This window comes from Phocaeicola coprophilus DSM 18228 = JCM 13818 (genome assembly GCF_000157915.1).
GTDB lineage: Bacteria > Bacteroidota > Bacteroidia > Bacteroidales > Bacteroidaceae > Phocaeicola > Phocaeicola coprophilus.
This window is the reverse complement of the sequence record NZ_EQ973637.1, coordinates 200,137-217,341: the sequence shown is the minus strand read 5'-3', so window position 1 is coordinate 217,341 and position 17,205 is coordinate 200,137. Positions and strand designations below refer to the sequence as shown.

The window sequence follows — 17,205 nt, the reverse complement described above, 5'->3', positions numbered from 1 at the left end:
ATTAATTCAATTTTACTGCTTAATGTATTGATGCCAATATCTGCAAGGTTTATGGCTGAAATACTCTTTTTCAGGAAAAAGGAAGATTTCTGACATAACTGGAAGGAGGAAGGAAGCCTTGTAAAGATATGGCTGGCATCAATAGAACTTTGCAGTGAAATGAATGGCTACTCCCGATGTGAACAATGAATGTTGGAACAACAGATATAAGTGGAGGCATGGAAATATAAAATGGATATGCTGACTAAAAGAGGGAAACAGGATATAACCGCAAGGCATTAAGCAAAACTCAATGCCTGCGGGATTTGATTATGGCCAGTATATAGATTTATTCAGCAGAAGGTATCATCTGTCTGGCGTAATCCAGAATCTGGCTCATGGACAGCCATTGCGGTTTCTCATCTTCATCGAAACTGTTATAAAGCTGTTTCATGTATTCTATCTGCTTTTCTTCGTTGCCAGCCCATAGACGGGACTGATTCCTATTACCGAAGCCAAGATAGTACTCGCAATCTGACTGCATACGACCAAGCAACATATATTTGTATTTTGAATCACGCTGTAAAATTTCTTCTATTCCCATTGTATTATCCGATTAAATTGAACATTAAATTATTTATTTCCCTTTGGTCGTACATCTTTTTGCCAAAAGGTTGATTTTTTATGCCCGAAGATTGACAAGCAGTCCGGCCAAGGATGGTGCGAAAAATACGCTTTCGGCAGGGCGGAAAGGAAGATTTTTCAGCAACACGCTGAAAGCAGGCCTTGACAGGACTAAGAGAAGGCAATCGAACTTTGCAGAGAAAATAAACAGGTTTGGCATTGATGATACTAACCGGCAACGAGTATAATAGGGATATCCGGGACTACAATATATAAACGGGAAAAGACCCGCCGACAAGCAGCCGACAGGTCCAATAAGGAATATAGGATCAATCTGTACAGAAACCTGCTTGACAGCCTGAACCTGTACCATAAAAGAAGTCGAGCTGAAGCGGCAGCCTGGATATGGATGAAAGGCTCATCTTGTCCTTGAAGGTGTTGCCTTGAAGATCCTCCTGTATAGCTGACCACCACATGACGGGAGGACATGTATCGAAATTCTTGCGCAGTTGTGCCGGCGCTTTCCAAAAGCAGTTGAGACAGTTGGAATCTTCGGGAAAGTCAATTCCCTTGTCCTGCCAGTAACGCTTGATGTCATAGTGGGTGATACGGTCTTCTATGAGAGGGAACTCACCCACCCGCCAATGAATATCCTGCCAGCGGTTAATCCAGCGGCATGACCGCTCCTGCCATTCCGCCATATAAGCGAACTTGAAATTCTCGGTAAAACGCAACGCACGTTCCTGCTCGTCGTAACGATAGCCTATCCTCATACGAACGGGCAGCTCGTGGTATGAATAAAGAAATTCGAAGATGGGCTGCATCTTCAAGACTGTCGTACAAAAGCGTTTGGTCCGATTGGGAATAGCACGCTTACGGCGTATCATTTCCTCCCAACCCATACCGCGTAACCAAATTATCTCACGACCTATACGCTGTTCAAGATCGAAAATGACCTTGAGAACTTTCGGATCTTCGGAAGTGGCCACAAATTCGGGATAATGTGAACAATACTTCTGCAACCTGTCATTGACCATCTGCTTCATACGCTTGTCGATGGTGGCTCCGGCATTGTGACAATCAATGCAACAAAGCGCAAAGACTTCGATATCTGCCGGATAATGCACGGCGATGTAAGAGGAAGTTTTTCCTCCTGACAAACTATTAACTGTCTTCATAACTTAAATTCAATACTTACCGACTGTTGACTTCAGATAACTATAAAAGCGAGAGGAAGTGCAAAGGGAATTAGACTCCTGTCGCTGGTAACTCATGTCTCCATTACTGCAGACCATGCCTTTTGCATTGAGATAAACATCGCCGTGAACGACTCCATCCTCGTCCATGTAAATGGGATAAACCGGATTGTCAAAACCGACTGTGCATCTTCCTTCCTTGAAAAGGAACATGTGTTCCGACTGGCCACGCATACCGAAAAAAGGAAGCTCTGACAAACGGAATACGATCTTTTCACGACCTGTACTGTCGTGAAAACGGTCATCGCTCAATTCGAGCATACACCTGCCTGTATCTTCGACCTTCTCTGTCTGGTAATCATACAGAGCACAACAAGTTTCTATAAACTCATGAGAAATAGAGGACAAAGAGCCATTGGTGACAATATAGAAACGGTCAACATGGATTTCTCGATGTTTGAGGTGAGAAAGAAGGTATCGCATAGCCTTGACATTGAGAGACTGCTCACCACCTGTAATATTGATGTTGTGAACCGCACAAACACGGCTTAACATATTCCGAATATAGGCATGGCTGATGTCGAGTGTCATAGCATTGCCACGCATACAATGTGAACACGCCATATTGCAACGGCGTGTCACTTCGATGCTGAAATTCCTGATATAAACACTATCCATAAATATTAATCTCCTAAAGATGATTGGTTACTACCATAATCTGCAAACAGCGCAAGACCAGTATGCTCCTCACAATGATGACACCAGTTGTTACCTCTGTCATCTGTACCCAAAAAATCGACAAACGAATTGTCCTCGTTGGGATTAACCCATGCCAGAGTTTCCACCTCAGATGAACCGCACTCCTCGCATACCCACTCCGGTTCGTCAGTATCAGGCAGGAATGAATGGAAACGTAACCAATGCACTATATCCAACATACTTTCGAGTAAAAGAGTGTCGAATGGAATATCATACTCGCTGCTGTATTTGTCATCAAGAGTACACATCAGTATGTCGTCCGATGCAAGATAAATATCGTACAACATGGCACTCTCATACCCTCCGGCTGTACATACCATACCGCTCTGAAAGACTACTGCAGGAACATCCTCATACATATCTGCGGAACTATATTCCATATGGTGGATACCCACATTCTTATAACAAGTGCCAAGACATCCTCCAGCTCTGACAACGGCCTGACGAACCAATGCAACAAGATGCCACCGAATGGTTTCGCTCTGAAGCAGATAGGAATCTCTACGCATACGGGAACGCAACTCACAAATGACATCATCGTGTACAATGTCAAACAGTGAATGCCCATTATGGGCAAGGATATACTTGTCATTGTCGAAGCCATATCTTGCGGATATTACCTTACAAAACAACTTATATTCTTGTTGGGCTAATTCCTGGATATTATTTTCTTCATAAGGTACAGGGAAATACAACGGCTGCATAAGTTCTGTAATCTCCCGAAAAAGCTGTTGCTTACTAATATTCTCTAAATTCATAAAGCATCTGATTAATATATTATACAAAATATTTAACTACCAAAACTACCTGAGCAAACGAACCCAATAGCCAAGATCATCAAAGCACTCGTCGTTGATATAGGACAAAAACTCTTCAATGGTATATTTCCTTACCGGATCTTCATCATTGAAGTTATTCACGTAATCGGAAATAATATCCTCGTCAGACACATCACGGCTAAAACGGCTAACGGGATAAGCATATACTGAGTATTCGTCAAGACAACTTACAAAGTCAAACTCTGGCTCAACCAAGTACAGCAAGCGAAGCAAACTGTCAAGGCAAATATCGGAAAGGTTTCGCTGTTCCTCGTTGTAGCAAGGATATGTTACTAAACAAAGGCCGTTGGTGAAAATTTCGGTGAGTAAAACACGGGTAAGATTATTTTCCTTTTCTATACAACGCTCCATGGCAAACACCGGCTCGGACTGAAACCTGCGATTTTTACGGCACAATACCGACACGACAATAGAACGAATTTTTTCTGTTTGTTTCAAAACACTCATAACAATAATTATTTAAGAAATTAATAATCAAATTGTTTGTTCCCTTATATTCCAGCTTATTCTGCCCGGAGGGATTTGTCTATTTTTCTGCCTAAAAGATTGCAATAGAATGAAGACAAGTGTTTCTTGAAAAATACTCTCCAGAGGAGGAAGATTTTTCAAATGAAAAGCGAAGCATCACTTGGCCAAAATTCAGGTGCAAGCTAACTTTGCAGATAAAATGACATCACCCAACGGGCAATAATAGGGCAAAATGCAATAAAGACAAAAAGAAATTAAAAGGGTTCTGAAGGAAGTAGAAAGGGACTAAAACAAAAATATTACCCTATTGCGGTATAATCAACATGAAATTTATGCCAATATCCGTTTTCCGTGTCTCTGTCACTTAAAATCAGCAACGATGCCAGGAAATTACATTATTATATATTTATGCAAATGTATAATTATATTTTTAATGAATTATATATTTATATAATTATATCACTACATTACGTTGTTAAGATAAACAAAAAGTAACACGTATATAACATGTAACAAATTATATACATGTTGTTTATAAGCTAAATATATTATACAATTATATAATAAAATAAAAAGACAATTATATAATTATATAATAGAATATTTTGAATTTAAAGAGTTTTTACTATCTTTGCGGAAGATAGAAACTATATAAAAGGAGAAGTATGGAAAATAAAAATTGTAATCTTCAGCAATATAAAAGGAGGTGTAGGCAAAACCACACTCTGCGCACTTTTCGCAAGCTATCTTGCAGAAAACGGAGTGCCTGTAATCACGATAGACGCAGACCTCCAGGCCTCACTCTATCGTCATCGCCAAAGAGAGCAGGACGTGGCTGCAGATGCAAAGGCTCCATGGAACGTAGATTTGCTTGACACCGCAGACAGCAAGCATCTGAAAAAGGCGATGGAACAACTTAAAAAAGTTCCGGGCATCGTCCTTATCGACTGTCCAGGAAACCTGAACGACCGCAATCTTGAGTACATCTACAAGAATGCAGACGCAGCTATAATCCCGATTTCATTTGACCCAGATACTGTAGATGCAACCGGAATATTCATCAAAGCATTGAAGAGTGTATCAAAAGCCAATCTTGTATTTATTCCCAATCGTATCATTACATCGGAGCGCAAGTCAGAAGAATTGAGACAGAGAGCGCAAACCATCGAGTTGCTCGGACTGGTAGGTGCCGTAATGCCGATGGTAAAGCAGAGTGTAGCCGTGAAGCGATATACGACATTGTATCCTTTGGAAAAGACACAGCTTGACATTGTAGAACCTGCATTCAGAAAAATCATGGAAATAATTTAAATAAAACTCAAATGATATGAAAAAGAACGAAAGACCTGCGATAGATAACCCATTGGCAAGCATAGGGCTTGACCAAATAGTACGCGGAATAACCCAGCCGGAGGCGCCGAAAGACAAAAAAGAAAAGCCTAAAACGGAAGAAACAACAAAGGCAGAAAAGAAGCCTAAAACCAGAAAAAGCAGCAAAAAATTCTTCGAGGAGAATCTAGCAAAGTACACTGGTTTTGGCGAACAAGGAGTAGCAGTATGGCTGCCTAAAGAGGTAAAAAAGGAACTAGAGAAAATACGTATTAACTCTAACCGCAACATTCCTATCAGGACACTTGCTTCAGCTATAATCATGACATACATCGAAGAGAATAAGACAAAGTTTGAGAACCTATAATCTACTTATTAACAGCATATAAGACAATGAGAATATTTATGTAATTACATAGTTATATAAATATTTAATTATATAATAATATAAATGTATAATTAAATAATTAAACCATGGAAGTTATAATAGTAGTAGCAGCAGTATGGATATTTGCCAAGATAGTAAAAGCCCTGCTAAGAGGCTATGGGAAAAGCAACTTCAGGGACGACAGATGAAATAATATAAATGGAATAAGAGACTTCTAGGCACGATAAAAACCTGCGTTAAAACTGTACAACATTGAAAAATCAATGCTGCTAAACTATATTTGTCCTCTGCAGCATTGATAGAAAATGACGGTTGCACGTATGCAGCTGTCCAAAGCATTATGAACCTGTTCCCAACATCTCAGCCGCATAGCGTCGAATCTGTTCCATTGTCAGCCACTCCGGCTTTTCATCGGCTTTAAAACTCTCGTATAGCTTGGTCATAAACTCAATCTGAAGAGCTTCGTCGCCAGCCCACAACCCTTTGGGATGCCGCTCCCCATAATGAAGATAATAATCACAATCTGACTGCAGACGGGATAATAGCATATATCGGAATCGCTTGTCACGATTGACAACATCAGCAAGTGTCACCCGACCGTTTTCCTCTGTAGGTATTGTACACGTACTCATATTCTTGTAAATTAATCTGTTACTTCATAAAAATAGTCCAACGCCTCCCCTTTAAGGTTTTCAACAGCATATAAGTCTGCCTTTTCCCATAGGCTATTATACAGTGCTGCAAACTCAGGGTATGTATCATGATATTGCCATATCTTATGATTAAGTACCAATATCAACTCTGTTAGATACTTGTAATGCTCTTTCCACTCTTCAAAAGCACGGTTGAATGTGTCTTGGATAGCTGTCAAACCAAACCTATCAGCTATTGAAAAGTCTTCCCAAAATGTTGTCTGCAACTCATAACCGTTCTCTTGCATAAATTCTTTGAATGTCATAACTATATTTTTTAAGTTGTTTCATTTCCCTCTGGTCGGCTTCCTTGTAACGGAATCCGCTTCGGGTTTTATGGTGCTTTCCGGGGCTGACGATGAAGCCCTTTCCGACGTTTTTTCTTGTCAATTACACTTCGCAGAAGGAAGAATTTGCAAGAAATGCACTTCAAAACGACGGAATCAGGCGCGGCAGCCCATATTTGCACCGATAAAACCGATGCGATAACGGACAAGAAAGTCTGACGGAAAAGAATACTGATACCGGGGAACGATAAAAAAGGACGATGGAAGCTAAAAAGGGATTCATCTATATATGGTACTGTATGGTACGAAACGAGTAAAAGAGGGTAAGAAATGACATGAAGTCCCTATGTGATACTATAGGATAAAAATGTAGGAACGATCATTGCAAGTCGATAAGTACACTACAGCAAAGCCTGCTTCTACATCAATCTGCGGAGACTACGGCATCACTTCGTGAACCGGTAAGAGTGGTTTCTGAACAACGTGACTACCGGTATCTCGCCGATAAGTAACGGCTTCTCGGTGAGATACCGTCGTTTATCGCCAGCTCACTGCCAAAACATTTGGGAAATACTGCGTCAACAAGTGAAATGCAAACAAGATGTTATACATGGTGAAACAAGCCAACCAAAGGTACACGACATAAAGAGAGAGGACGGATTCTCCGCCCTCTTCCCGTTCATACGACACCTTTCTGAATCTGTTCCGAGTAATCATTGCTTGAGGTTGCAGAGTGGAACCCATACCGCATTCTCCCCAAAATCCTCGATACCGCTCTCATCTTGAATTGGCTCGTTCAAACTATAGAGATCATCGTTAGATTCGTCTTGAAAAAGGTATAGTTGTGATTCCGGCCAGCCAAGCGGTTTGAAATATCTGTTCGACTCCGGTTGTTTCTTAAAATGGGCAATATAATCGTATTCGGAAACATAACGTGCACCATTGTCACTGCTACCAAACGAAGGATAACCGATATATTCTTCTTCGAAGAAAGACGTGTCGTCAGGAAACTCAACCAGAACATACAAATGTTCATGCCACTCCTGCCCGCAACCTTCACAACGAAAAGTACCTTTCTGCCCATCGAGACAAACATGCCGGCTGGCGCAAACCGGACATTCGGGGTAACGCGGAAACTCCAACCCTTCGGCGATAATTTCCATGCTTGACCAAAAAAGCTGCTCGCAGTAATCATTTGCCATTTTTTGAGCCAATCTACGCATCTGAGCATCTGTAACGGAACGCGTATCGAAGCCGTAGGTCTGCAAATCCTCCCTGCTGACGGAGGTAATAGGAAAGAAATCATCTTTCAACCGCTGCAGGAGAGCCTGCTCTTCTGGTGTTATCGTGGTCTTTGCCTCGAAATACGTCCGCAAGTCATCTAAAATTTGTTGTACCATAGTTTACCAATCTTTACATTTTGCTTTTTCTGCCCTCTGGTCGCATTCTGGACCGAAGGCTGATTATTTTTCTGCCCAAAGATTGGCAAGCAGTCCGGTCAAGGATGATGCGAAAAATACACTTTCAGCGAAGTGGAAAGGAAGATTTTTCAGCAACACGCTAAAAGCAAACCTTGACAGGACGAAGAGAAGGCAATCGAACTTTGCAGAGAAAATAACCAGAGTTCGGAAAGGACACACATCGAGGAAGAGGAACTATAAATATCAAAACTGGTTGTTCTTGTACTATAGGAGTTATAAAAGGAGTACCACCAACATTTACTACGGATGCTACTGTTTAACATAAGCCAACACTTATATCAAAACAACATCTACTGTAAATGTTTATTGCCTCCTAAAAGAGATTTTATGCTCTTATGATATTAAAAATGGCTTGAAGTATTTTTTAACAGCCTTCCTTTTTGTATTTTTGTTGCAGAAAACAAAAGGATGGCCACAAATGAAAAAACCCGTTCTTGATGAACGGGTATATCCTTAACTTGGTTACGTGTTTTGACAACAGAGGCTTTACCAAGCATTACGATACAAAGATACGACTTTTATTTGAATATGCAAAATGAAATATAAAAAAGTAGTCAGATTATATTCCAATTCGAGGGTCGCCAAATATTATAGGGCGACCAACCGCAACAAAAACAAGGCAGTCATGCTCTATTTTGCCAACATGAAGATAGCACAAGCGTTTCATCCGTTACTGTCTTCATTTGAAGTTATATTACGTAACCAACTGCATTATGCGCTGGCACACCATTTTTCCGATGGTAACTGGATTATCAACCAGAAAACCGGATTCATGATTGCTCCGTCTCTGACATATACGAACAAGCGGACAAAGAAAAAAGTTACCAATGACTATATATTGAAAGAGGTTCTGAAAGCAGAAAAGAAAATTGCCGATAGGGGTGTCAGGGTTACGACTGGGAGAGTAATAGCTGAACAGACCCTGGGCTTCTGGAATAGCTTTTATGAAACACACCACTATGCGCTTTTGGCTGGTGTACCCTGCCGGATTTTCAAGAAACTGCCTCCCGGATTCGGTCGCAAGGAGATTAACGATATTATAGTACAAGTTCGTGAACTGCGTAACCGCATCAATCATAATGAGCCGATATGTTTTGTAAACAGAAAATGTGATTTTTCTTATGTGAAGGGTATGTATACGATAATCAGTGATTTTCTTACATGGATAGACCCTGAGATTATGCCTTCACTAAAAGAGGTAGATAAGGTATGCAAAATCATAGAAAAAGAAGAAAATAAACAAAAACAATGACTATGTAAAAGAACCATTTCTAAGGGATGTTGGCTAAAAAGGTACATACGGAGTTATCCGTAAAACCCAACGAACGCCGCAATATATATTCAAAATATAGTGGCGACGTTCATTCGTCTACTGTGATCAAACTTTCTTGCGCCCTCTTATCTTCCATCCGTACACTTTTGCCACATGTGGGTAAAGTGAACGTGTTCTGCGTCTGAAGCCTGCTTCGTCAATCTCGTTGTTATAAATCATTTCTGCAATCCGTTCTGCATCGTCTTCGTCCTTAGCGATGCGATAAAGAGTATAGTTCGTGCCATCATGGTGCGACATGCGTCCTCTGATATTATAACCGTCTCCGTACCATTCCGCAATCTCACACTGACTATACAGGATATTGGCGATATTATTTCCTAAAATCTGATAACCTTGTCGCCGTCCATACCAAAGTCCGAGGTCACCAAATACAACAATAACACCTTCAACTGATTTGTTGAGATTACAGCGTTCGTCTTCAAGCTCTCGCTGTAGTTCATCTGCTATATCCTCATCGGTAAGGACATAGGAATCATCGCCTAATAAATCACGTTTCCATTGCTGCATTTCTGTTTTAGCCTGCTCGTCAAATTCTCTTTCGCTTGACCAAATAAACATCTGTTTCATCTTACAATAATTTAAAAGTTTAAGATTGTTGTTCATTTCCCTGCTTTTGAGGTCTAATCTTGACCGGCAGGAGATTGAATTTACGTGCCAAGAGAAAGGAGAAAAAGAAGTGAACAAGCAAGGAGGAAGCGAAAAAGTATATTACTGTATCATTTGCGTTAAGAAATGTCAGCGAAAAAATAAGTTGATGTTTCTTAATACAAATGAAGAAGCGCCTTGACGGTTCACTTACTCCTTAAATTCGCACGTAGAAATTCAATGGGTGACGGTCTGACTTCTAGTAGGAACAACAGATAAAAAGGAAGAAACAAATCAAGTTAAAAAAAGCGACCCGAAGGCCGCTTCCCTGTGGGAGGCAGGATATTATTTCCTGCCTTTTTTCCCTTTTGGAGCTTCCGTAGGAGCTTCTTCTTCCTTGTCAACAGCTGGATAGAACTTAGTGGCCACCATTATAATGCGATTTCTCTTGACGCCATCCTTGTCTGTCCATTCCTCAGGCTTAAAATAGCCCTCAACTGTGAGCAGTGTTCCCTTGGTAAGATGCTCAAAAGAAGAGGTGTTCTCGTTCTTTCTCCAGGCCTCGATATTCATAAAGGCCGACACATAGCTGCTGTCATCGCCAGACTTTTCCTGACGGCTGACCGCTATGGAAAAGCGGGCGACACTTGCGGTGGTAAACTGACGGATTTCTGCATCCTTTCCTACATAACCTGTTACGATGAAGTTGTTCTCGATCTTTTTCATGATTAATTGCTTTTAGAAGTTAAACATCAATTTTACGTTGCATCAAAAAGTAGGTGCTGATTTAGGGACAGGCCAAGGATGGAGCGCAAATACTCTTTATTTTGGCTTTACGACAAACCTGGGCTTGATAAAGGAAGATTTGTGCAAACACGCCATTGGCAGAGGCCATAGGCCGCTCCCGGCTGCACACTATCTTTGCATCGGAAAATGATGACTACTTCGCCCAAAAGCAATAATGAAAAATCGAGTCTAGACAACGAAGACAGGTAAGGGAATGAATGGTACAAAATCCAAAACCACCTGCAAGAGACATAAGACCGATAAGCGGCAGACGGAAAGGATGGCATGGCAGCAAGCATACGGCCATATAGTATATGAGCACAAGAAACAAAGAAGAACACCCAAAGGATCAGACAAGCGGAAAATGCTACAGTGGATAGAAGCCCATAATTGGAATATGGACAGAAGGGCAGCGACGGAACGCAATTGGTGGACACAAAATCAACTGTGACATAAAGAAATGATCAGAGGGGAGAAAGGAAACAGGACATGCATACTCCTTACAAAGTCACAGCCTAACCACAACTACAAAATTGAAATAAAAAGGGGACACAACCAAAAGAAATAAGAGTACAAGAGGAATAGGATTGTTAAAACAGTCCAAAATGCAAAAGTGCAAAGTGCAACCACACTAAAAGTAGAAAAGGAATGGAAGTATTAAAAAAGGATTTGCCTGGATGTCTTCTTGGGAGAGTTGGTCTGGCAATTGGATTCATACTCCTCCAGACCAAACAAACCAATTCAGAACTGGGCCATCAGGACCCGATGCTCAAAGATCTTATTTCTATCACTTGGTTTACGCAAACATACCCAAATATGATGCTTGCCAAATCCATATATGAAATATTCGTCAAGTTTAGATGTATGCTTCAATTTTTCCATACTCGCACGAAGTTCCGCTTCATTGGAAGACATAAGTATCACATTAATAATCCTTAAATATAATGCCGTAGCTTCATCGCTATACTGGCAAAATATATGTTCTATTATCACATTCATTTAAACTATTGATTTATGTTCAAGATTTTGCTCCAAATCCGGAGCGTCATTTATAACTGCCAAGCCATCAACATTATATATCTCCATAGTGGGACAACCGCCATTCTCATTAGGAAATATACGTTCGGAAGTATCACGAAGAACTTCGTTTCTCTCCAAATGAAGGCGTGAATCTATTATATTGGTTACATCTTCACATTTCCAGGAACGTACGATAGCTACTGCTTCTTCATAGTTTTCCGCTTCAACAGTAAAGTAATCGCGCTCCCAGCACGTAACTTTACAATCTTGATAGAATCTAAAATTATCCATATCATAATATATTTAATCAGTCATCAATCGTAAATCGTTACTTCATCACGGTATTCAACAATCTCCTTACCGTTGTCAAGCTGGACAACGACTCTGAGCCCAAAATCGCCCACAATTGTTCCCTCTGTATAACCTTTGTACGCTTCGTGTAGAGTGCATCTTGCACCAATGATTTCAGTCTGTTCTTCGTATTCAAACATAATTTTCTAGTTATTGATTGTTATTGTTTCCCTTTTGTAGTATCAACTACTTCGGGGTTAATTAAAATTCGGGTGCTTGAAAGGTGTTTTGACTATTCATGCAAGTTTTCGTGAACAAATACTACCCCCAATGGAGTGTGGAGATTTGTTCACGAATCAAAAAGACCTGAACTTGCGATGCAATAATGTCACAACAAATACCTTTGCACCACAATTTTATTCATAAAGCCCGAATGTCGATTTACAAAAACTTAATGAAACGGTAATCATACTTGGTTTAGTATAAAGGCTCTGCTGGCCAAAAAAAAATCATTAAGTTTAGATTAGAACTTGATTAAATATACAAAAAACCAAACTAAACTATCCAAAGCATCTAAAATATGATTCACCAAATAGTTGTTAATAACATGAGGAAAGGTTACATAGAAGTAAAAAAATGAGGGACAAAACATCATAGATAAAAAACAAGGAATAAATTAGAACAATACCAATTAAATATCAAGCAATTAACTATTTATTTTTTGGACAGCAAAATATCATTTCTAAAAGAATTAATATTTCCCATTATAAATATAGAATACCTAAAATACATTATTATCTTTGTCCAACAAACAAGAAGATCAAAACAACAATTTTAATTGGCAATGCAATTTTTCAGCTCGCTTCTTCTTTTCTTACTATTTTTCTTGCCACATTTCCGTCCCCATTTTGTCCCCATCAAAAGAAATACAATATATAATATATTAATTATCAACTAAATACAAACATATTTATATTTTCTGCAGCGACAAACGCTTCTTCCCCGGTAACCGATCTGCCGGTAACCAGTGTGCCATAGGTTTGTGTTGCACGGCTTAAATCCAATTGTGAAAGCCGCAACTGGGCATCCACTTCAGCAACCAGCCCTAAAAAAGCAAGAATAGAATTTTCTTTTTTGTTCCCATTGGTAATAAATTTGATAAATGAATTGTCCTTATTTACAAATGAATACAAATGTATACATTTTCTCTAAATATATCACCATTTATAAAAGTAACTCAGAACTTCAGACGTTTTATTTTTCACAGCAAAAAACGAGCAGGGAGTTCTAAGGAGTAAAAATATGGGACACAAAATAAATGGCCCGAAAGCCACTCAGCTTTCAGACCATTCACATTTCCAATCAGCGTAAGTCTAAACGTTCCCAATCCATTCCAAGAGCTTTAGCCACGCCCTTACCATAATTTTCATCAGCCTTTGTACAATTCCGGATATGACGGATCTTGATTTCTTCCGGAATATCTCCCATCGCCCGTGCCGTATTTTCAAACAACACCTGCTGCTGGGCCGGCGTCATCAGACGGAACAGATCGCCCGGTTGAGAATAGTAATCAGAATCGTCTTCTCTGAAATCCCACTGATATGCAGCTCCGTCCAACTCCAAAGGAGGTTCTTTATATTCCAGCTGATGTTGCCATTCACCATAGCTGTTCGGCTCATAGCCCAAAGTAGAACCATGATTTCCGTCCACACGCATCTGGCCATCCCGATGATACATATTCAGGAAAGGACAACGGCTGCGGTTTACCGGAATCTGATAATGATTTACGCCCAGACGATAACGTTGTGCATCACCATAAGAGAAAAGGCGTCCCTGAAGCATACGGTCCGGAGAGAAACTGATACCCGGAACCACATTGGCCGGATTAAAGGCTGCCTGTTCTACATCGGCAAAATAGTTTTCCGGATTACGGTTCAGTTCCAATACGCCCACTTCAATAAGAGGATATTGCTTTTGTGACCAGACCTTAGTCAGATCAAACGGATTAAAAGGACATTCGGCAGCCTGTTCCTCCGTCATCAACTGTACATACATGGTCCACTGAGGGAAATTTCCCTGCTCAATATTCTCATACAAATCCCGCTGATGACTTTCACGGTCCTTGGCAATGATTGCTTCTGCCTCCTGATCCGTCAGATTCTTAATACCCTGCTTTGTATGCAGATGGAATTTCACCCAGGTGCGTTTGCCTTCCGCATTGATGAAAGAGAAAGTATGGCTTCCATATCCATGCATGTGCCGGTAGGACGCCGGAATTCCCCGGTCGCTCATGGTAATCGTTACCTGATGAAGAGCTTCAGGAAGCAAAGTCCAGAAATCCCAGTTGTTGCGCGGACTGCGCATATTGGTTCTCGGATCGCGCTTCACGGCATGATTCAAATCAGGAAATTTCAAGGGATCCCGCAAAAAGAAGACAGGAGTATTATTACCGACCAGATCCCAGTTTCCTTCCTCCGTATAGAATTTAATTGCAAAGCCACGGATATCACGTTCCGCATCTGCCGCACCACGTTCACCGGCCACTGTGGAAAAACGGACAAAAACCTCTGTCTCTTTTCCTATCTGAGAAAACAAGGCTGCCTTCGTATAAGAAGTAATATCGTGAGTTACCGTAAATTTTCCAAAAGCACCGGAACCCTTGGCATGCATCCGGCGTTCAGGAATTACCTCACGGTCAAAATGAGCTAACTTTTCAAGAAACCATACGTCCTGCAGAAGCATCGGACCTCTCCGGCCGGCAGTAGCAACATTGTGATTGTCTGCAACAGGAGCACCTGAAGCACTCGTTAATTTCTTACTTTCCATAAATGTTGTTTTTAAGGGTTATGAATAGATTATGAATGAATAAACTGATCCAGCAATTCTTTATTTTCCTTTGTCAGAAATCCTGTTTTGGAGCTCAGACATGGAACCCGGACAGAACGGGGAATATGCAAAGTCTTTTTCATCTGTCCAAAAAGAGAACCGGTACGAAACTTATATGTTGTGAAAAGAAGAGTCCGGTCGGCTGGTATTACTCCCGAAAGTTTTCGGCTGAACTCCTTCCAGCGACGATGTGGATGCTGCCCGATTACAAACCATCCACAAGTCCAGCATCCGGTAAACAGGAAATCTGTCCCTGACAGTTTCTCCGGATCATAGTCTGTCAAGAAGCTCAAACTGACATCCAGCCCCTTGGACCATAAATACATCGCTATTTCACGAGCATAACCGGCCGTCTTTCCTCGACGACTGTAATATAGTACTGTAGCTTTCATTAAACATTTAATTTTCATCTGGTTTGGAGCAAATATAGGCTGAAACAAAATATTCATCTATATTTGCAAAAATCATTTTTTCGATAAGAACAATAGAGAAAAACGATTAAAAATGGAATTAAGACAACTGAAATACTTCAAACAGGCTTGCGAATTGCAAAACTTTTCGGAAGCAGCCCGGGCGCTACATATATCTCAAAGCACACTGTCACAACAAATCAAGCAGCTGGAAAATGAATTGGATGTATTACTTTTTGACCGTGTCGGAAAACGAGTTATTCCCACGGAAGCAGGAGTCGCATTTTTACCTTATGCGCATAAGGCAATACAGGATGCCGAAAATGGCAAACAGATCATCCGCGATCTGAAGGGAATAGAAACGGGCAGTCTCCATATCGGAGTGACTTACAGCATGAGCCCATTGCTGATTGCAGCACTGAATCAGTTTACTAAAATATATCCTAAGATTAAAGTTGAAATCAGATTTGCGACTTCTGAAGAGCTTCTGAAAAGACTGGAGGAAAACGATCTGGACTTTGTACTTTCTTTCAAACCGGACAATCACGCTGCACAGTTTGAAACCTTGCCGCTATTTTCATCAAGGCTTTGTTTTATCGTGCATCAGTCACACGCCATGGCTAACTTATCGTCAATTACCTTAAAACGGCTGGCACAGACTCCTCTGATCTTGCCGGAAAAAGGATTTGCCACAAGAAAAAAAGTAGATGAACTGTTCCGGCAAAACCAGCTTAAACCTACTATCGGAATTGAAATGGATGATGTACACACCATTATTCATACATTATCGGGAGGACAATGGGCTACGATATTGACACAGGCCGCCGTCCGGGGTGAAGCCAATCTGAAACAAATTCCCATTCTTTGTGCTGACAGCCTCTCCTCACAAGGATGCCTGTTCTGGCCCCAAGGAAGCTATCGCAAGAAATCTGCGCTGGTCTTTTCCGAATATCTTTTAAAAATTACCCAGAGAAATCCTCTCTAAACTTCTTTTCGGCCACTCAGGCCGCTTACTCTTTGTAAAGGCAGCTGCCCGCATAACCTCCGAACGACATCGGAACGCGGACAGTCTGCCGAAACTACAAAGAAACTTATAATGAAACAAAATAATGCCATTATTCTTCACCAGCTTCACGGATATTGAAGCGATGAACTGTAACTCCTCCACTCTGAATCCGCATGCGGACTCCCATACCATCATTCGCCAACAAGGTATACTCTCCGGAATGTTGCTGGTCATTGATGGTATACCAGAAACCATTCTGCATATATTGAACCTCTACATAACTTCCATCCGTATCGTAGTCCCAGGATATTACATACTTATTGGTACTGCCCCGATAAATATGAAACGAACACGAGGACTCATTATAGGTAACATACGATAAATCGGTTATCTCTTCCGGGTAAAAATTCAGAACGATATAATCACCCGAACTTTCCGACTGCACATTGTTGTCCACATATTCCGTATAGGCCTCACCCAAATGTTTTTTCTCAATGGGATAATATTCCAACTCCTCATTCTGGCAAGCCAGCAAACTTGCAGTAATCATCCCGATTCCCATCCAAACTGTTTTTCCCATTCAGACTATTTTCAGATTGTTTATACTAAATCATTCTACTCACAGGAAAAGAAAACTGTTCCGGAATCCGGCAATCCATAGCCAGGACTCCGGGTACAGCTGCGTTCTTATTATACACAACAAACATTCATCTCTTTTCCGGAGGACAAATATAGAAGGGGCTGCTGATTTCATCAAATGAAATCAGCCAACTCCCGAAGAGGAGACAAGGGCCAAAATAGAAAAAGAAAAAATATTAAATAGTACAGGTTTGTCTGTAAAATCAT

The 17,205-nt window shown here is 40.7% G+C and carries 21 protein-coding genes; 4 read left to right on the top strand and 17 right to left on the bottom strand.

The window, feature by feature from the left end; genetic code table 11:
• Nucleotides 1–328: 328 nt before the first annotated feature.
• The 5 genes from BACCOPRO_RS07045 to BACCOPRO_RS07025 form a co-directional block, all read right to left on the bottom strand.
• On the bottom strand, nucleotides 329–583 hold the full coding sequence (locus tag BACCOPRO_RS07045; protein ID WP_008142210.1) for an LPD11 domain-containing protein: 255 nt from the start codon (nucleotides 581–583) through the stop codon (nucleotides 329–331).
• Nucleotides 584–932: 349 nt separating this feature from the next.
• Nucleotides 933–1,781 (bottom strand): hypothetical protein, encoded by an 849-nt coding sequence (locus BACCOPRO_RS07040; RefSeq protein WP_008142207.1) that lies wholly within the window; start codon nucleotides 1,779–1,781, stop codon nucleotides 933–935.
• A gap of 9 nt (nucleotides 1,782–1,790) precedes the next feature.
• Entirely contained in the window at nucleotides 1,791–2,477 is a 687-nt protein-coding gene (locus BACCOPRO_RS07035) for a 4Fe-4S cluster-binding domain-containing protein (RefSeq protein WP_040311271.1), read from the bottom strand.
• Between the two features lie 5 nt (nucleotides 2,478–2,482).
• A complete protein-coding gene (locus tag BACCOPRO_RS07030) occupies nucleotides 2,483–3,316 on the bottom strand; it encodes a hypothetical protein (protein ID WP_008142204.1) in 834 nt (277 codons plus the stop codon).
• Nucleotides 3,317–3,361: 45 nt separating this feature from the next.
• Nucleotides 3,362–3,844, bottom strand: coding sequence for a hypothetical protein (locus tag BACCOPRO_RS07025; RefSeq protein ID WP_008142203.1), 483 nt, complete (start codon nucleotides 3,842–3,844; stop codon nucleotides 3,362–3,364).
• A gap of 672 nt (nucleotides 3,845–4,516) precedes the next feature.
• Here BACCOPRO_RS07025 and BACCOPRO_RS07020 point away from each other — a divergent pair.
• The gene (locus tag BACCOPRO_RS07020) at nucleotides 4,517–5,176 is read left to right on the top strand and encodes a ParA family protein (RefSeq protein WP_040311269.1); all 660 of its coding nucleotides are present in this window, start codon (nucleotides 4,517–4,519) and stop codon (nucleotides 5,174–5,176) included.
• A 16-nt stretch (nucleotides 5,177–5,192) separates the two neighbouring features.
• Nucleotides 5,193–5,561: a hypothetical protein gene (locus tag BACCOPRO_RS07015; RefSeq protein WP_008142200.1), complete on the top strand. Its 369-nt coding sequence runs from the start codon at nucleotides 5,193–5,195 to the stop codon at nucleotides 5,559–5,561.
• Between the two features lie 359 nt (nucleotides 5,562–5,920).
• On the opposite strand, the gene BACCOPRO_RS07010 is transcribed toward BACCOPRO_RS07015, so the two are convergent.
• From BACCOPRO_RS07010 to BACCOPRO_RS07000, 3 genes are all read right to left on the bottom strand, one after another.
• The gene (locus BACCOPRO_RS07010) at nucleotides 5,921–6,214 is read right to left on the bottom strand and encodes an LPD11 domain-containing protein (RefSeq protein ID WP_008142199.1); all 294 of its coding nucleotides are present in this window, start codon (nucleotides 6,212–6,214) and stop codon (nucleotides 5,921–5,923) included.
• Nucleotides 6,215–6,225: 11 nt separating this feature from the next.
• Nucleotides 6,226–6,540 carry a hypothetical protein gene (locus BACCOPRO_RS07005; RefSeq protein WP_008142198.1) on the bottom strand — a complete coding sequence of 105 codons (315 nt, stop codon included), beginning with the start codon at nucleotides 6,538–6,540 and terminating at the stop codon, nucleotides 6,226–6,228.
• Between the two features lie 734 nt (nucleotides 6,541–7,274).
• The gene (locus tag BACCOPRO_RS07000) at nucleotides 7,275–7,961 is read right to left on the bottom strand and encodes a hypothetical protein (RefSeq protein WP_008142195.1); all 687 of its coding nucleotides are present in this window, start codon (nucleotides 7,959–7,961) and stop codon (nucleotides 7,275–7,277) included.
• A gap of 706 nt (nucleotides 7,962–8,667) precedes the next feature.
• On the opposite strand from BACCOPRO_RS07000, the gene BACCOPRO_RS06995 reads away from it, so the two are divergent.
• Nucleotides 8,668–9,294, top strand: coding sequence for a hypothetical protein (locus BACCOPRO_RS06995; RefSeq protein WP_234060993.1), 627 nt, complete (start codon nucleotides 8,668–8,670; stop codon nucleotides 9,292–9,294).
• 126 nt (nucleotides 9,295–9,420) lie between these two features.
• Here the strand turns inward: BACCOPRO_RS06995 and BACCOPRO_RS06990 are convergent, their stop codons facing one another.
• The 8 genes from BACCOPRO_RS06990 to BACCOPRO_RS06950 all read right to left on the bottom strand — a co-directional run bounded on the left by BACCOPRO_RS06990 (nucleotide 9,421) and on the right by BACCOPRO_RS06950 (nucleotide 15,335).
• Nucleotides 9,421–9,942: a hypothetical protein gene (locus BACCOPRO_RS06990; RefSeq protein WP_040311295.1), complete on the bottom strand. Its 522-nt coding sequence runs from the start codon at nucleotides 9,940–9,942 to the stop codon at nucleotides 9,421–9,423.
• A 363-nt stretch (nucleotides 9,943–10,305) separates the two neighbouring features.
• Nucleotides 10,306–10,686: a single-stranded DNA-binding protein gene (locus tag BACCOPRO_RS06985; RefSeq protein WP_008142190.1), complete on the bottom strand. Its 381-nt coding sequence runs from the start codon at nucleotides 10,684–10,686 to the stop codon at nucleotides 10,306–10,308.
• Nucleotides 10,687–11,487: 801 nt separating this feature from the next.
• On the bottom strand, nucleotides 11,488–11,745 hold the full coding sequence (locus BACCOPRO_RS18495; RefSeq protein ID WP_008142187.1) for a DUF8466 domain-containing protein: 258 nt from the start codon (nucleotides 11,743–11,745) through the stop codon (nucleotides 11,488–11,490).
• Nucleotides 11,746–12,057 carry a hypothetical protein gene (locus BACCOPRO_RS06970; RefSeq protein WP_008142186.1) on the bottom strand — a complete coding sequence of 104 codons (312 nt, stop codon included), beginning with the start codon at nucleotides 12,055–12,057 and terminating at the stop codon, nucleotides 11,746–11,748. It lies immediately after the preceding gene.
• A 23-nt stretch (nucleotides 12,058–12,080) separates the two neighbouring features.
• Nucleotides 12,081–12,257, bottom strand: a complete 177-nt coding sequence (locus BACCOPRO_RS06965; protein WP_008142185.1) for a hypothetical protein — start codon at nucleotides 12,255–12,257, stop codon at nucleotides 12,081–12,083.
• A 750-nt stretch (nucleotides 12,258–13,007) separates the two neighbouring features.
• Nucleotides 13,008–13,250 (bottom strand): hypothetical protein, encoded by a 243-nt coding sequence (locus BACCOPRO_RS06960; protein ID WP_008142183.1) that lies wholly within the window; start codon nucleotides 13,248–13,250, stop codon nucleotides 13,008–13,010.
• 169 nt (nucleotides 13,251–13,419) lie between these two features.
• Nucleotides 13,420–14,883 carry a catalase gene (locus BACCOPRO_RS06955; RefSeq protein ID WP_008142182.1) on the bottom strand — a complete coding sequence of 488 codons (1,464 nt, stop codon included), beginning with the start codon at nucleotides 14,881–14,883 and terminating at the stop codon, nucleotides 13,420–13,422.
• A gap of 29 nt (nucleotides 14,884–14,912) precedes the next feature.
• Nucleotides 14,913–15,335 (bottom strand): NADPH-dependent FMN reductase family protein, encoded by a 423-nt coding sequence (locus BACCOPRO_RS06950; RefSeq protein WP_040311294.1) that lies wholly within the window; start codon nucleotides 15,333–15,335, stop codon nucleotides 14,913–14,915.
• A gap of 112 nt (nucleotides 15,336–15,447) precedes the next feature.
• Here BACCOPRO_RS06950 and BACCOPRO_RS06945 point away from each other — a divergent pair, with 112 nt between their 5' ends.
• Complete coding sequence (locus tag BACCOPRO_RS06945; RefSeq protein WP_008142180.1) at nucleotides 15,448–16,338, top strand: LysR substrate-binding domain-containing protein; 891 nt, start codon at nucleotides 15,448–15,450, stop codon at nucleotides 16,336–16,338.
• Nucleotides 16,339–16,468: 130 nt separating this feature from the next.
• Here the strand turns inward: BACCOPRO_RS06945 and BACCOPRO_RS06940 are convergent, their stop codons facing one another.
• The gene (locus BACCOPRO_RS06940; protein WP_008142179.1) at nucleotides 16,469–16,939 is read right to left on the bottom strand and encodes a hypothetical protein; all 471 of its coding nucleotides are present in this window, start codon (nucleotides 16,937–16,939) and stop codon (nucleotides 16,469–16,471) included.
• Nucleotides 16,940–17,205 lie beyond the last annotated feature (266 nt).

What these genes read in the sequence shown, in the direction of transcription:
- BACCOPRO_RS07045 (WP_008142210.1), bottom strand. Translation starts at nt 583, where the DNA reads ATGGGAATAGAAGAAATTTTACAGCGTGATTCAAAATACAAATATATG.
- BACCOPRO_RS07040 (WP_008142207.1), bottom strand. Translation starts at nt 1,781, where the DNA reads ATGAAGACAGTTAATAGTTTGTCAGGAGGAAAAACTTCCTCTTACATC.
- BACCOPRO_RS07035 (WP_040311271.1), bottom strand. Translation starts at nt 2,477, where the DNA reads ATGGATAGTGTTTATATCAGGAATTTCAGCATCGAAGTGACACGCCGT.
- BACCOPRO_RS07030 (WP_008142204.1), bottom strand. Translation starts at nt 3,316, where the DNA reads ATGAATTTAGAGAATATTAGTAAGCAACAGCTTTTTCGGGAGATTACA.
- BACCOPRO_RS07025 (WP_008142203.1), bottom strand. Translation starts at nt 3,844, where the DNA reads ATGAGTGTTTTGAAACAAACAGAAAAAATTCGTTCTATTGTCGTGTCG.
- BACCOPRO_RS07015 (WP_008142200.1), top strand. Translation starts at nt 5,193, where the DNA reads ATGAAAAAGAACGAAAGACCTGCGATAGATAACCCATTGGCAAGCATA.
- BACCOPRO_RS07010 (WP_008142199.1), bottom strand. Translation starts at nt 6,214, where the DNA reads ATGAGTACGTGTACAATACCTACAGAGGAAAACGGTCGGGTGACACTT.
- BACCOPRO_RS07005 (WP_008142198.1), bottom strand. Translation starts at nt 6,540, where the DNA reads ATGACATTCAAAGAATTTATGCAAGAGAACGGTTATGAGTTGCAGACA.
- BACCOPRO_RS07000 (WP_008142195.1), bottom strand. Translation starts at nt 7,961, where the DNA reads ATGGTACAACAAATTTTAGATGACTTGCGGACGTATTTCGAGGCAAAG.
- BACCOPRO_RS06995 (WP_234060993.1), top strand. Translation starts at nt 8,668, where the DNA reads ATGCTCTATTTTGCCAACATGAAGATAGCACAAGCGTTTCATCCGTTA.
- BACCOPRO_RS06990 (WP_040311295.1), bottom strand. Translation starts at nt 9,942, where the DNA reads ATGAAACAGATGTTTATTTGGTCAAGCGAAAGAGAATTTGACGAGCAG.
- BACCOPRO_RS06985 (WP_008142190.1), bottom strand. Translation starts at nt 10,686, where the DNA reads ATGAAAAAGATCGAGAACAACTTCATCGTAACAGGTTATGTAGGAAAG.
- BACCOPRO_RS18495 (WP_008142187.1), bottom strand. Translation starts at nt 11,745, where the DNA reads ATGAATGTGATAATAGAACATATATTTTGCCAGTATAGCGATGAAGCT.
- BACCOPRO_RS06970 (WP_008142186.1), bottom strand. Translation starts at nt 12,057, where the DNA reads ATGGATAATTTTAGATTCTATCAAGATTGTAAAGTTACGTGCTGGGAG.
- BACCOPRO_RS06965 (WP_008142185.1), bottom strand. Translation starts at nt 12,257, where the DNA reads ATGTTTGAATACGAAGAACAGACTGAAATCATTGGTGCAAGATGCACT.
- BACCOPRO_RS06955 (WP_008142182.1), bottom strand. Translation starts at nt 14,883, where the DNA reads ATGGAAAGTAAGAAATTAACGAGTGCTTCAGGTGCTCCTGTTGCAGAC.
- BACCOPRO_RS06950 (WP_040311294.1), bottom strand. Translation starts at nt 15,335, where the DNA reads ATGAAAGCTACAGTACTATATTACAGTCGTCGAGGAAAGACGGCCGGT.
- BACCOPRO_RS06945 (WP_008142180.1), top strand. Translation starts at nt 15,448, where the DNA reads ATGGAATTAAGACAACTGAAATACTTCAAACAGGCTTGCGAATTGCAA.
- BACCOPRO_RS06940 (WP_008142179.1), bottom strand. Translation starts at nt 16,939, where the DNA reads ATGGGAAAAACAGTTTGGATGGGAATCGGGATGATTACTGCAAGTTTG.